Origin of the sequence: Sulfitobacter sp. SH24 (assembly GCF_965641895.1) — a bacterium.
Lineage (GTDB): Bacteria > Pseudomonadota > Alphaproteobacteria > Rhodobacterales > Rhodobacteraceae > Sulfitobacter > Sulfitobacter dubius.
Map to the genome: position 1 here is coordinate 794116 of NZ_OZ282575.1, position 12740 is coordinate 806855.

Consider the following 12740-nt stretch of genomic DNA (forward strand, 5'->3'; position numbering starts at 1 on the left):
CCTTGCTCCGCGACGCCATGCAGGCGGTCGGCACCCCGGCCTTTTTTGACGTCTATCAAGCGCTGTTTCGCGCGCGGGTGGCCTTTGGCACCTTTCTGATGATGCGCTTTGATCCCGGTCAGCCGCCCAGCTTGTTGGACCATTGGATCGAGCCCGGCCGCCTGCGCCCCACGGCCCTGGCTGAGTATCTGGAAAGCACCTATGCCTTTGACCCGTTTTTTCAGTATCGGGACCGTGTTGAGGGCGGCGGCGTCTTTCGTCTGTCGGAGGTCGCGCCGGACAGGTTCTTCTCCAGTGAGTATTACCTGCAATATTATCGGGGGTCGGGGCTGTGTGATGAGGTTGGGCTGCTGGCCCCGGTGGCGCGGGGTGGGGTGGCGCATCTATCTATGAGCCGCCGCGATGCCCAAGGGCCGTTTCGCCGGGCAGAGTTACGGTATTTGCGCAAGTATGCCCCGCTGTTACTGGAGTTGTTGACGCAGCATTGCAACAAAATCTCCCCGGCGGCGCAGGACGGGCTGGTTGTCGCCCGCCCGCCTTTGGCTGATTTGATCCGAAACTACGCCAAGCACGTGCTGCAATTTGCCCTGACCGCCCGCGAGGCGCAGATTGCGGGGCTAGTTTTGCAGGGGCACTCCAACGGTTCTGCCGCCAAGACGTTGGAAATCGCGACAGAGACCTGCAAGGTGCATCGCCGCAACCTATACCGCAAACTTAACATCTCGTCCCAGCGTGACCTCTTTGGTTTGTTCAAACATCTTTTGTGACCTGCGGCAGCGCAGGGTCCGCCTAAATTGGATCGGGAGAATTCCCTTCGTTTTCTGTGAAAATCGTAAGAAATGCTGTGTTGTGCCACAATTTTGACAGCTTTCTGACATTTAAATCAGGTTGGCTATTTTTGTTCCTTTTCGGGCAAGCAAGAAGGACAGTCTGTGGCACCATCTGAGACATATGAACAACGCGTTGCGGCGACACGAAAGCGCTTTATCGAAGGGCTGCCAGCGCGAACGCAAGCCATTTCCGACACGCTGCGCGAAGCGGAAGATGCTGACCCATCAGAGAGGAAAGTGCGCAAAATTCATCGTATGCTGCATGATCTGGCTGGAAACGCAGCGATGCTCGAATACACCGAAATTGAAGATTGCCTACGCAAGGGGCTGCACGTAGCGGAAGACGCTGATAATAATGGTTCTACCTTGTCAGCAGATGAGGTTCGTATAATTGAAACCGCCTTAGCCGATGCCAATGACGTCGTTGTAAAGATATAAGAAAGCCTCCCCCATGAAGTATCCCGCAATCGGTCTATTGGCGGCCCTGCTGCCGTTTCACGTACACGCCCAGACGACTGCTACTGATGAGGGGGCAAGCGTAACGGCACCTCAGGCCCAAGAGGGGCTGATTTCGCGCGAATTCGATCTGACGGAGCTTGGGTTTCAGGACGGCCTTTCGTTCCGCCAATTGTCGGGAAATGCGACCATCTTTATCCCGCTACCCGAAGCGGGGGCCTTGAATTCGGGCACTTTGGAGCTGGAGCTTAATCACGCCTCAACCGCTGAGGTGGATCGCTATTTGCAGGTTTCTGTCGGCGGCCGACCGGTGTCATCCCAAGCTTTGCCAGATGGGGCAGGGCGTCTTAGCGTGCCGGTACCACTGCGCCCCGAAGATGTATCAGGTGGCTTCATCGCGGTTGGCCTTTCCTATTCCGGCGCGTTCAGTGATCGTGTCTGTGTTGATGAACGCGCCTCAGGTGATTTTCTTGAGATCGCCGCGTCGTCGTCTGTCACGTTGCAACTGGATCAAGCGGCGGTCGACACTTCGACAGCCTTTGCAGGCCTGCGCCCAGCAGATACGCGCCTTGCCATCAACGGCAGCGACTCTTTGGCGGCCTTGGCCGCAGCGACCCGCGCCGCCGCGCTTTTTGACGCTGAAGCAGGGCGCTTGCGTTTCGGCCCGGCAGAGGCCAATGCCGCAGGCACATGGTCTGAAGGGGTTATCCAGCTTGACGTGACCTCTTCGGGGGCGGCCAGCGAGATGACTGTCGACAGCCAGTCGGGCATGCCCGTGCTGAACCTGCGTGGCAGTGATCCGCAGGTGGGGCTGTGGCAAATGGTTTCGGAATGGTCGGCCCTGTCGAACAGCGATGCAACGGTGGTAGAGGTGGCCGAGGGACCGGTCCTGTTTGACAACCGTCTGCCGCTTGCCGGGTTGAACGCCGATCTAAACCCCCGTGCGGTGGTATCGACCGAAGATTTCTTGATCCCGTTCCAATCCTCTGACCTGCCGGTTGGAAAGGCCGTTTCCGGTGTAAGCCTGCAAATCGCTGCCGCACTCGACCCCGAAGGGCGGGGGGCTACGGCGTCGGTCTTCCTCAACGATTCACTCTTGGGCAACCGCCCGCTTGGCAGTGGCCAGCCAGAGCAGTTGAGCTTTTCGGTTCCCAAAGGGCTTTTGGGCCGCGATAACTTGCTGCGCGTGTCGATCCAGCGTCAGCCCACGGGCGGCGAATGCCGGTTCAAACCTCAGGGCTACCCGGCGCAGATCCTTCCCGGCAGCGCGCTGGTGCTTTCCGATGCAGAGCCACAGGACCGAGATTTTTTCTCGCTCAGGCAAGAGTTTGGCGATGGCGTTCAGGTCGTGCTTGACCCTGAGCTGTCGCTTGATTTCGAGCAGGTCTTGCCATGGCTCGCAGGTGTTGCTGGCAGCGTCATCCCAGACCGCGCGTCCATTTTGCCGCGTCCTTCGATCGACGCGCTGGAAACGAATGACCCGTTCTTCGTGATCTCTGACCAAAACCCCGGCGATGGGGAGCCGCTTATTACCTTTGATCAAGGCCGGATCGAGGTTCGCGATACCCAAGACAACCTGATCTATTCAGGTGAAGACCTGTCGCGCCTTGGCGTGGTGCAGATCGTTACCCGCGGTGAGACGCGCGGCCTGTGGCTGCGCCCGGGCAACGGCCCCGCGCCAGAGCTTACACCGCAGATGCCCATGGTGCTGGACCGGGGCGATCTGGCCCTGATCGGGCAGCAGGGGGTGATCCTTGCCACTGCCACCGACCGCAGCCCACTGGTTGACGTCGTCTATCCTGACCGCACCAGCTTTGCGCAGATGCTGGCCAAGTATCGCCCTTGGATCGTTGGGGGCATTTGGGTGCTGGTGACGCTGCTTGTGCTGATCGTATTCCAGCGTGTCTACCGTGCAAGACGCGGCCGGGACGAGACGTAAGTCACCATGGCGTTGGATGCCGAAAGCGAAGCCATTGGTTCGCTGCTGCTTGACCGTGGCGCGCTGACGGTCGAACAACTCGACGCAGCAGAGGATCTGGCCGAAGACTGGAATGTCTCGTTGGTTAAGGTTCTTCTGTCGCGGCGGTGGCTGACGGCGCATGACCTCTACCGCGAGATTGCCTTTTACCACGGGCTGACGCTGGTCGATCTGATCGAAGACCGGGCCGATGATGATCTGATCCGTCAGTATGATCCGGTGGTGATGAACCAATATATGACGGTGCCGATTGGCCGGGCAGAGGATGGCACGCTGACGGTCGCCACCTCACGCCCCGGCCCGCGCACGGTGTTGCACATCCGCGAGGTTTACGGCACCGGTGTGACCATCGTCGTGGCCTCGCATTTCGATGTGTCATGGCAGTTACAACGCGCCTTCCGCGAGAAACATTCCCACGAAGCGGTCTTTGCCTTGGCAGAGCTGGACCCGGATATGTCGGCGCAGAATGTCGTGACCCCGCCGCAAATCTTGGTGATTTACCTCTTGGTCTCGGCACTGTTGCTGGGGCTGGCCTTTGCGCCCGTGGCGACGCTGATCGTGCTGAACGTCTTTTTGACGATCTTCTACACGGGCAACTTCCTGTTCAAAGCGCTGTTGGTTTGGCTGGGCGGCGCGGCGCAGGAAACGTCATCACGGGCCATTGCGGCTGAGGCATCGCTGCTGCGCGACGAAGACCTGCCCATCTATACCGTGCTGGTGCCGATGTTCCGCGAGCCCGAAGTGCTGCCGATCCTTGCCCAAGCGCTGCGCAACCTCGACTACCCGCTGGCCAAGCTCGACATCAAGATCGTGCTGGAAGAGGGCGATCACGAGACGATTGACGCGGCCCGCAAGCTCGACCTTGAAGGCGTGTTTGAGATTATCCGCGTCCCGGCCTCCCATCCGCAGACCAAGCCAAAGGCCTGTAACTTTGCACTGCGCTATGCGCAGGGCGATTTTCTCGTGATCTTTGACGCCGAGGATAAGCCCGAACCGGATCAGTTAAAAAAGGTCATCGCCGCCTTCAACCAATCCGCGCCCAATACCGCCTGTATCCAGTGCCGGTTGAACTATTACAACGCCCGGGAAAACTGGCTGACACGGATGTTCACGCTGGACTATTCGCTGTGGTTCGACCTGATGCTGCCGGGGCTGGAGCGTTTGGGCGTGCCTATTCCGCTGGGCGGCACCTCGAACCACTTCCGCATGGACGTGCTGCGCGAGTTGAACGCATGGGATCCCTTCAACGTGACCGAGGATGCCGATCTGGGCATTCGTCTGACGCAAAAGGGCTACCGCGTCGGCGTCATCGATTCCACGACCTTTGAAGAGGCCAATGTCTCGATCCCGAACTGGGTGCGCCAACGCTCGCGCTGGATCAAAGGCTATATGCAGACCTTCCTCGTCCACAGCCGCAGGCCGATCCATCTGTGGCAGTCAGTCGGCACCGCAGGGATCTTTGGCTTTATCTTCTTCATCGGCGGCACGGTGCTGTCGGGCCTCCTGAATCCGGTGTTCTGGTCGATCTTTGCCATTTGGCTGATTTTTGGGACCGAAGTCATCTCTCCCTATTTCCCGCTACCGGTGCTGTATCTTTCGCTGGTGAACCTCTTGGCGGGCAACGGGCTGTTGATCTACCTCACCATGGTCGCGCCCTTCAGGCGCAGGTGGACCGATCTGGCGCCTTGGGGGATCACCGTCGTGGGGTATTGGGTGCTGATGACTGTGGCCTCCTACAAGGCGCTGTCGCAACTGATCTTCAACCCGTTCTACTGGGAAAAAACGCAGCACGGCCTGTCAAAACACACGGCCAATGAGGTCGCCGAAGCCAGTGCCGAAGCGACGGAGGCCGCGCAGTGATCCGCGCCGCCTCTTGGTCTGTTGGCTTTGTCGCGCTGACATTGGTGCTGCTGCTCAGTCTCGGCTGGACCGAGGCAAATGGTTTTGTCTCGATGGACGTGACGGACCTTTGGGCCAAGTCCGTCGTACAAATCGAAGGCCCGGCGCAGTTCAAAGCGACCGATGCCTTTTATCCTCCTGTGCCCTATGCGCTTTCCCTTTTGGGGCAGGCGCTTTTGACGGGCACGCAGGTGCCCGTGCCTTTTGTCCTATCCGCTTTGGTGGGCGCGGGGCTTTTGGTTCTGTGGTTTCTAAACCTGCGGGATACGGGGCGTTTCTCGGGCTTTACCTCGGCCATTTTAGTGCTGCTTTTGGCGCTGAATCCATTCTTTCTGCGTGCATTAGCCGATGGGCCAGAGATGATGTTCTGCATCTTGGGCACATGGCTTTTTGCGCGAGGGATCGTCAATCTACGCCTGACCGGCAATGCACCCGATATGATGAAAGTGGCAGTGGGGCTGCTGGTTGTCGCCTTGTCGGATAGTTTCGGCCTGATGCTGTGCCTTGGGGCGATGCCCTTCATGATCGTGGCAGCGCGGCCCAGCATGATTGCCGCCTCGTCGACGGGATATCTTGTCGCGATGTTCTACCCTGTGGCTGCGGCTGTGGGGTCATTGATGTTTGTCAGTCTGATCTTCGACAGCCGCCTTGTTCCGCTTTTGTCAGAGACGGTGGTGCCACTTACTTCTTCGCAACATATGATCGTGCTGCTGGGACTTTGTCCTGCGGCGCTGGTTGCGATATTGCGCAACATCCTGATGCCACGGCTGTTTATGCCGTTGCTGGCCGCCGTGGGCGCGGTACTTGGGGGGTATACTCTCAATACATTCTTCCATGTCGAAGGGGATCCGGCGATGGCGATTGCGCCCATGCTGGGCGTTCTGGTCGCGGCGATCCGTTTCTGGCCGAACCTGTCCCTGCGTGAACCAATTGCTATTGCTCTGTTGTCTTTCTCGCTGGTGTCATCCGTGCTGGTCACGCGCTACGTTGCCCATGACGAAACCCGCAATTGGGCTAGAGCGATGGTCGGAATTGAGAACGCAGCGTCGAGACCGGACCGAGAGGTCATTTCATTCTTGCGCGACAAGTCAGAAATTATGGTAGACGTCGAAAAAAATCCCGAAATCGTCATCGGGTTTGGTAGCGTTGACCAATTGGTGATCGCTGGGCAACCATCTTACGACTGGGCGCTAGAAGGGGGCGTGCCGCGGACAAGGTACATCGTGGTACCGCGGCAGGCAGAGGGGCAGGCCACAGCAGACAGAATTCTGCGTAGATTCCCGCAGCTAAAGCAATCTAAGCTGCCGGGATATGGGGAGGTTTTTGAAAACAGCGAGTGGCGGGTTTTCGAAAGAAGTAACGAGTGGAATTAATAGTATGAGCCAACGAATTATCGCAGTTGACGACTCTGACATTGCGCAGGATTTTATCAGCGCGACCCTCGCAGAGCTTGGGTTTGAGGACGTCGTTAGCTTCGTTGACCCGCGTGTCGCGCTCAGCGCTATTGAACGCGGTGAGGCGACTGCCGATCTGATCCTCATGGACATTATGATGCCCGATATCGATGGTATCGAGTTATGCGCCCGTATCCGTGCTTTGGAAAAATGGAGCGACGTGCCGATCATTATGCTGACCAGCCGGACAGATATGGGATCGCTTTCTGAGGCCTTTCTTGCGGGGGCCAATGACTATGTCACGAAACCTTTCAACAGGATTGAGCTTCAGGCCCGCATGCGCAGCTGTCTGCGCCTGAAATCCGAGTTGGACCGCCGCCGATCTGATGAAACACGCGGTGCCCGCCGCCGTTCTGCGCAAGCAATCTTTGAGGCCACTGTGCCAAGCATGTTGGGCAGCAAAGCTGGGTTCCAAGCCAATCTTATGGCGCTGTCACCGGCCATGCAAAAAGAACTTGGTCTGATTGTTTTCAGGATCGACGGTGACCGTGACCAATCTGACGCGGCGCGGGTGCAACGAAAAGAGCTTCAGCGTCTTGTGGCAGGGCTGTTCGGCAAAGTCGATATTCCCGCGCAGGACAGTCTAGCCCATTGGGAAGACGATCTTTTTGTCTTGGGTACGCTCCACTCAGATCGTGCCCAGCTTGAGCAGCGCGCGCAACAGTTTATCAAACAAGTGGCAGCGGCGTCGGCCACCGTCAAAGAAGGCTGGACATCCCGTCGATTGACCGTCAGTGCCTGCATTGTTCCGCCCTCCGATGCGGCCGTGGCCTCCTCGCTTGCGCAGGGAATTCAAGGCGTAGAGAGTGCGGGAAAAACGGGCGCGCCGGGAATGATCTCTTTCGCCTCCACCGACATAGGACACCTACAAGAGAATGGTCAGCACTGAGCTCGCAAACAAAGACGAGGCGGAAACGTCTTCGAGTGCACAAACTCTTTTCTGGGGTCTGATCTCTACGGTCGTTGTACTGTATTTCATCGGGCTCGCGTTTCTGACGTGGTCTGACTACAACCGTGCGACCACCCGCGCGGAAGTGGAGCTTGAGCATTTTGCGGAGCTCTATGAGCAGGCCGTTGATGCCACCCTGTCGGTTGCGAATGTGCGGATGTGGGGGCTGATCGATGAACTGTCGACGGCGATGCTGGATGATCCTGACCAGTTTGAAGCCCAATATGGCGCGCTGATGAATTCAGCCGTAGAGGAAATTCAACAGGTTGATGCGCTCGTTCTGATTGGCGCTGATGGTGTTGTGCTTTGGGCCACAGTCGAACCATTGCTGGGCCAGTACCTTGGGGATCGCGCTTATTTTCAGACTGCGGTTGGGCTTGGCGTTGATGACTATACCGTCGGAGTGCCTATTCAATCACGCGCAACTGGCCGTCGCATAACGCCTATTGCATGGCCCTTGATTGGCATCGACGGAAAAGTGCGGGGGGTATTGGCCTCTTCGCTGGGTGAGGACTATTACGCGGAACTTCTTGCAGCTGATGGGGTTCAGGAAGACATGTTTGTCGAGGTTGTCACCGCCAATGGAGAACGTGCCTTTTCATCGGGCCGGGCGCAGCGTGATCCCGATACGCCTGTGTTTAGCGCACGCAAGGAAATCCCTGCGCTTGACCTTTACATTGACGTGACCCGCAGCAAAGAGGCGGTTTTGCGCAGCTTCTGGCAGCGCACCTTGGTCTTTACTGGCCTTGCAACAATTTTGTTTCTGACAGTCATCAACGCAGCGATCCGCGCCCGTGCTCAATCGACAAAATTAGCGCAAGCGCTGCGCAACTCTGAGCGCGACCGTGAGCGAATTCGCGTCGCTCAGAGCGAATTTGATGCTATTTTTGAGAACGTCGGTGACGGGATCATCGTTTACAACGACAACAACAAGCTGCACCGCTCCAACCGCAAGGCGCGGGAACTCATGGGGGTTTCTTCGAATATCAAAGCTGTTGAACAGCTGCGCAGCATGATCCCGCCTTTCTCGCAGATGGACGAAGAGGTGGCGATACACCGCATTCATGTCCGCAACGCCGAGAATGAAAGCGTGGCGGTGCAATGCCGAGTGATGAAGATGCATCTGCACGGAGATTACATCGCCTATAACGTGCTTCAAGATATCTCGGCCGAGGAACGTCTCGTGGCGGCGCGAACGGCCTTTGTAACCTCGGTCAACCATGAATTGCGCACGCCGCTTACGTCGTTGGCCGGATCGCTTGAGATTCTGCACGAACGGTTTGGCGAGGCGATGCCTGCGAATGCGGGCAAGCTGTTGTCGATGGCGACCCGCAATGCGGATCGTTTGCTGGTGTTGGTCAATGACATCCTGACGCTTCAGGCGATCGACCAACAGCAGCTAAGCATACAAAAAGAGCGGGTTTCGGTGTCAGAAGTGCTGTCAGAGGCGATTGCAGCCAATACGGGCTATGGGGTGAACCGCGATGTTCAGCTTGGCATCCATGGTGGTCCTAACGCATCCGATGCCGCCTATGTCCAAGTTGACACGGTTCGGATGCAGCAGGTGTTTTCGAACCTGATTTCCAATGCGGTTAAATATACGCCGCGCGGCGGGACAGTGAAAATTGGTGCTGATCTGGACGAAGACGCGGTCACGTTCTATGTCTGCGACTCCGGCCCGGGTATTCCTAGGTCCGCGCATGATCGTATGTTTAAAAGGTTTGCGGACCCCGTCCATTCCCGCGACAACCAAGCGAGTGGAACAGGGCTTGGGCTGGCCATCACGCGGGAGTTGGTGGTGCGACAAGGGGGCGATATCAGCTTTCAAACGCGGTCCGCCGAAGACGGGGATGAAAATCCCGGCACCACATTCTTTGTGCGTTTGCCCCGCGACGATGACACCGCACCTACAAAAGGAACGCCCGTATGAGAGTTCTATTTGTCGATGATGAGGATGACATCCGTGAACTCATTGAGTTTGCGCTGATGACCGAAGATGACATCGAGCCTACATTCGCGGCCACGGGATTTGACGCGATTGCAACGATGGAAACCCAAGCGTTTGACGTGATCATGCTGGATGTCATGATGCCGCCCCCCGACGGGATGGAGGTGTTGCGCTGTGCGCGGGCCAACGCTGATTTGGATGATACCAAAATCGTTATGTGCACGGCCAAGACATCGCATGAATCTGAGAAGAAGTTTCGCGCACTCGGCGCGGACCATATCCTGCATAAACCGTTCAAGCCGCTCAAGCTGGCAGAATATCTACGGTCTATCGCCTAACACTGATCGCCCAGCCCCAAGCGGCCCTGAAAACGCGGGATTTATTATGTCTAGAACAATAAATATGCCTTCTCCATCCAGCGCGCGGGTCAGCGCGGGTGTTGTGTTTTCTGCGGCGTTCGCGGCACTGGCTCTGGCGGGGAATGAGGTGGCATCTGCTGCTTGGCCGCGGGGCGAAGACAAAAGCTTTATGACCCTTTCATATGAATCGACCGTCGATGGCCCCGACTTCGGTGATTTCGGTTCGTTTTATTATGAATATGGCCTGACCGAAAAACTGACATTCGGCTTGGACATCGGCAAAAGCCAAGATGCCGGGCAAGTCAACGCCATCGCCTTTCTGCGCTATCCTGTGGAACTGACGGACGGCGATGATGTCTTTGCCGTCGAACTGGGGCTTGGCTGGGCTGAACGCGACAGCAGCGCGGTCGCAACGTTACGGCCCGGCTTCTCTTGGGGGCGCCCGGTTGAGGGGGCGTGGGGCAACGGTTGGCTTGGGGTCGAAAGCACATATGCGCTGTATGAAGACGGCGGCAGTCTGGGCAAAATCGACAGCACCTTTGGCATCAACCACGCCAATGGAAACCTGTCGATTTTCAAGCTGGAGTTCGCGGCCCCCTCTGATGGCGATGAAACGTTGGCTTTCGTGCCCTCGCATGTGGTCAAAGTTTCTGAGAACAGTTTTCTAGAGTTCGGCCTTTCGCATGAATTCACCGAGTCCGTGACCAAGATGAAGCTTGGGGTTTGGCATAGTTTCTAAGCGGGCGCGGCGCTGCCTGCATGATCACGCCAATCGGGCCGGTTGCCTAGGTTTGCGATCAGAAAATCGATGAAAAACCGTGTTTTCGGGGTCAGCACATTAGAGCGCGGGTAGACCAGCCAAAGCACTGAATGGTCATTCATCCGCCAGCCCGGAAGAAGCCGGACCAACCGTCCCGATGCGAGCTCCTCCGACACGCTCCACAGTGAATTGATGGATATTCCGGCCCCCGCGACCGTCGCCTCGCGCTGCGCATCCCCATCATCCAAAATGGCACGACAGATCATGTCGCTGGGATTCAACGTAGCAGCCTCGCCGCCCGGTCCGATTAAAGGGCGCGGCTCAAGGTCGCTCCATGCGATGAACTGATGGTTTTCCAGTTCGGCAGGGGTTTTGGGCATCCCGTGGGTTTCCACATAAGACGGCGCCGCACAAAGAACGCGGGTGTCGTCGGCCAGCTTGCGGCCCCGCAGGCTGCTGTCGGTCAAAGGCGCGCTGCGCAGGGCAAGGTCAAAGCTACCTTCGATGGCGTCAAACCGGGTGTCGGACAGGCGCAGATCTAATGTCAGCTCGGGGTAGGTCTCGTGAAATTTCGGCAAAAGCGGCATGATATGACGCTGGGCAAAGCTACTGGGGGCCGCGAAACGCAAAATGCCTTTCGGCCCTGCTTTTGTACCGCCAAGAATGGCCCGCGCTGCATCGGACTGCGCCAGAATTTCCCGCGCGTAGGGCAGGAAATCCGACCCATCAAGCGAGAGTGAGACCTTCCGCGTGGTGCGCCGCAAAAGCTCGACCCCCAACTCTTGCTCTAGTTTGGCAAGCCGTGCGCTGGCCACGGCGGGCGCAATGCCCAAGGCGCGACCGGCAGCGGAGATGTTGAGCAATTCAGCGGCCATCACAAAAAGGCGCAGGTTGTCGGTGTCCATAGGGATCGTATCCTCAAAGCGGTTAACGGCCTTTGCTACACTACCGCGGTCGGCATTATATTCAATGTAAAGAAACTGAACTCACAATTGGCCTAATTATCTGGGGCTGAGGGCTGTTCTATATCGTTCTCAACGCAATACTTAACGGGAGAGACCCCCATGAAGTCCATGACTCTAACAAGCTACGGTGCCGATGCGCCATTTGTCGAAGCCGAACTGCCACGTCCCTTGGTCACCCCCGGCCATGTGGTGCTGCGCGTCAAAGCGACAAGCGTGAATACCATCGACACGATGATCAAAGGGGCAGGCAAAGACCTGCCGTTGTCGCCCGATCTACCTGCCGTGCTAGGCATGGATTTTGCTGGTGTGATCGAAGAGGTCGGCGAAGGCGTCACAGGTTTCGCCGTCGGTGACGAAGTTTATGGCTGCGCGGGCGGCTTGGCCGATCTGCAAGGTGCGCTGGCCGAATTCATGCGGGCCGATGCGCGTTTGATCGCCCATAAACCAAAAACTCTATCGATGCGGGAGGCCGCCGCTCTGCCGCTGGTTGGCATCACCGCTTGGGAAGGGTTGCAGCGCGCCGGTGTCTCGGCAGATCAAAAGGTTCTCGTGCAAGGTGGCGCGGGCGGTGTTGGTCATCTGGCCGTGCAACTGGCGCGGCATCTGGGGGCGGATGTTTCCGCAACCGGCACCGGGGATGACCAGCTTTCGGTGATCGGCGGTTATGGCGCATGGCCCATCGATTTCATGGATGAAAAGATCGAAGATTACGTCGCCAACCACACCCATGGCAAAGGATTTGACGCGGTGTTTGACACGGTGGGCGGGGCGAATTTGACCAACTCTTTCGCCGCCACTGCGTTGAACGGTCATGTCGTCACAACTGTCGCCTTGTCTGAGATTGATCTTTCGCCTGCGCATTTTAACGGGTTATCGCTGCATATCGTCTTTATGCTGCTGCCGATGCTGCATGACGTGAACCGCGAGGTGCATGGCGACATCCTTGGTAAGCTTGCCAAATTGGTGGACGCAGGCACGGTGAAGCCATTGTTGGATGACGCGACATTCACGCTGGCCGAGGTTGGCGACGCCTATGCGCGCCTTCAAAGCGGCAAGGCTCTGGGCAAAGTGGTTATCGAAGTCTGAGGCTTTTCGGTTCTTTCTCAGCGCCAAGTCAAAAGCCTCGCTGCAAGTTTCTTGCG

The 12740-nt window shown here is 57.6% G+C and carries 11 protein-coding genes; 10 read left to right on the top strand and 1 reads right to left on the bottom strand.

Going from position 1 to position 12740, the window contains the following annotated elements:
• The first annotated feature begins 2 nt into the window (after nt 1-2).
• The 9 genes from ACSQ16_RS06380 (at nt 3) to ACSQ16_RS06420 (ending at nt 10612) form a co-directional block, all read left to right on the top strand.
• Nucleotides 3-767: a helix-turn-helix transcriptional regulator gene (locus ACSQ16_RS06380; protein WP_243261280.1), complete on the top strand. Its 765-nt coding sequence runs from the start codon at nt 3-5 to the stop codon at nt 765-767.
• Between the two features lie 165 nt (nt 768-932).
• A complete protein-coding gene (locus ACSQ16_RS06385) occupies nt 933-1268 on the top strand; it encodes an Hpt domain-containing protein (RefSeq protein ID WP_243261279.1) in 336 nt (111 codons plus the stop codon).
• A 13-nt stretch (nt 1269-1281) separates the two neighbouring features.
• Nucleotides 1282-3225, top strand: a complete 1944-nt coding sequence (locus tag ACSQ16_RS06390; protein WP_243261278.1) for a cellulose biosynthesis cyclic di-GMP-binding regulatory protein BcsB — start codon at nt 1282-1284, stop codon at nt 3223-3225.
• 6 nt (nt 3226-3231) lie between these two features.
• Nucleotides 3232-5124 (top strand): glycosyltransferase family 2 protein, encoded by a 1893-nt coding sequence (locus ACSQ16_RS06395; protein ID WP_243261277.1) that lies wholly within the window; start codon nt 3232-3234, stop codon nt 5122-5124.
• On the top strand, nt 5121-6536 hold the full coding sequence (locus ACSQ16_RS06400; RefSeq protein WP_243261276.1) for a hypothetical protein: 1416 nt from the start codon (nt 5121-5123) through the stop codon (nt 6534-6536). The genes ACSQ16_RS06395 and ACSQ16_RS06400 overlap by 4 nt, the downstream gene beginning before the upstream one ends.
• Nucleotides 6537-6540: 4 nt before the next feature.
• Nucleotides 6541-7506 carry a response regulator gene (locus ACSQ16_RS06405; protein WP_243261275.1) on the top strand — a complete coding sequence of 322 codons (966 nt, stop codon included), beginning with the start codon at nt 6541-6543 and terminating at the stop codon, nt 7504-7506.
• The gene (locus ACSQ16_RS06410; RefSeq protein WP_243261274.1) at nt 7493-9496 is read left to right on the top strand and encodes an ATP-binding protein; all 2004 of its coding nucleotides are present in this window, start codon (nt 7493-7495) and stop codon (nt 9494-9496) included. The genes ACSQ16_RS06405 and ACSQ16_RS06410 overlap by 14 nt, the downstream gene beginning before the upstream one ends.
• Nucleotides 9493-9852: a response regulator transcription factor gene (locus tag ACSQ16_RS06415; RefSeq protein WP_243261273.1), complete on the top strand. Its 360-nt coding sequence runs from the start codon at nt 9493-9495 to the stop codon at nt 9850-9852. The genes ACSQ16_RS06410 and ACSQ16_RS06415 overlap by 4 nt, the downstream gene beginning before the upstream one ends.
• 64 nt (nt 9853-9916) lie before the next feature.
• Entirely contained in the window at nt 9917-10612 is a 696-nt protein-coding gene (locus tag ACSQ16_RS06420; RefSeq protein ID WP_243261272.1) for a hypothetical protein, read from the top strand.
• Here ACSQ16_RS06420 and ACSQ16_RS06425 read toward each other — a convergent pair.
• Nucleotides 10609-11538 carry a LysR family transcriptional regulator gene (locus ACSQ16_RS06425; RefSeq protein ID WP_243261271.1) on the bottom strand — a complete coding sequence of 310 codons (930 nt, stop codon included), beginning with the start codon at nt 11536-11538 and terminating at the stop codon, nt 10609-10611. The two genes, ACSQ16_RS06420 and ACSQ16_RS06425, sit on opposite strands and share 4 nt — an antisense overlap.
• 159 nt (nt 11539-11697) lie before the next feature.
• Between ACSQ16_RS06425 and ACSQ16_RS06430 the strand changes: the two genes are divergently transcribed.
• Entirely contained in the window at nt 11698-12684 is a 987-nt protein-coding gene (locus ACSQ16_RS06430; RefSeq protein WP_093928318.1) for a zinc-dependent alcohol dehydrogenase family protein, read from the top strand.
• The last annotated feature ends 56 nt before the right edge of the window (nt 12685-12740 follow it).

What these genes read in the sequence shown, in the direction of transcription:
- ACSQ16_RS06415 (WP_243261273.1), top strand. Translation starts at nt 9,493, where the DNA reads ATGAGAGTTCTATTTGTCGATGATGAGGATGACATCCGTGAACTCATT.
- ACSQ16_RS06425 (WP_243261271.1), bottom strand. Translation starts at nt 11,538, where the DNA reads ATGGACACCGACAACCTGCGCCTTTTTGTGATGGCCGCTGAATTGCTC.
- ACSQ16_RS06395 (WP_243261277.1), top strand. Translation starts at nt 3,232, where the DNA reads ATGGCGTTGGATGCCGAAAGCGAAGCCATTGGTTCGCTGCTGCTTGAC.
- ACSQ16_RS06430 (WP_093928318.1), top strand. Translation starts at nt 11,698, where the DNA reads ATGAAGTCCATGACTCTAACAAGCTACGGTGCCGATGCGCCATTTGTC.
- ACSQ16_RS06420 (WP_243261272.1), top strand. Translation starts at nt 9,917, where the DNA reads ATGCCTTCTCCATCCAGCGCGCGGGTCAGCGCGGGTGTTGTGTTTTCT.
- ACSQ16_RS06405 (WP_243261275.1), top strand. Translation starts at nt 6,541, where the DNA reads ATGAGCCAACGAATTATCGCAGTTGACGACTCTGACATTGCGCAGGAT.
- ACSQ16_RS06390 (WP_243261278.1), top strand. Translation starts at nt 1,282, where the DNA reads ATGAAGTATCCCGCAATCGGTCTATTGGCGGCCCTGCTGCCGTTTCAC.
- ACSQ16_RS06410 (WP_243261274.1), top strand. Translation starts at nt 7,493, where the DNA reads ATGGTCAGCACTGAGCTCGCAAACAAAGACGAGGCGGAAACGTCTTCG.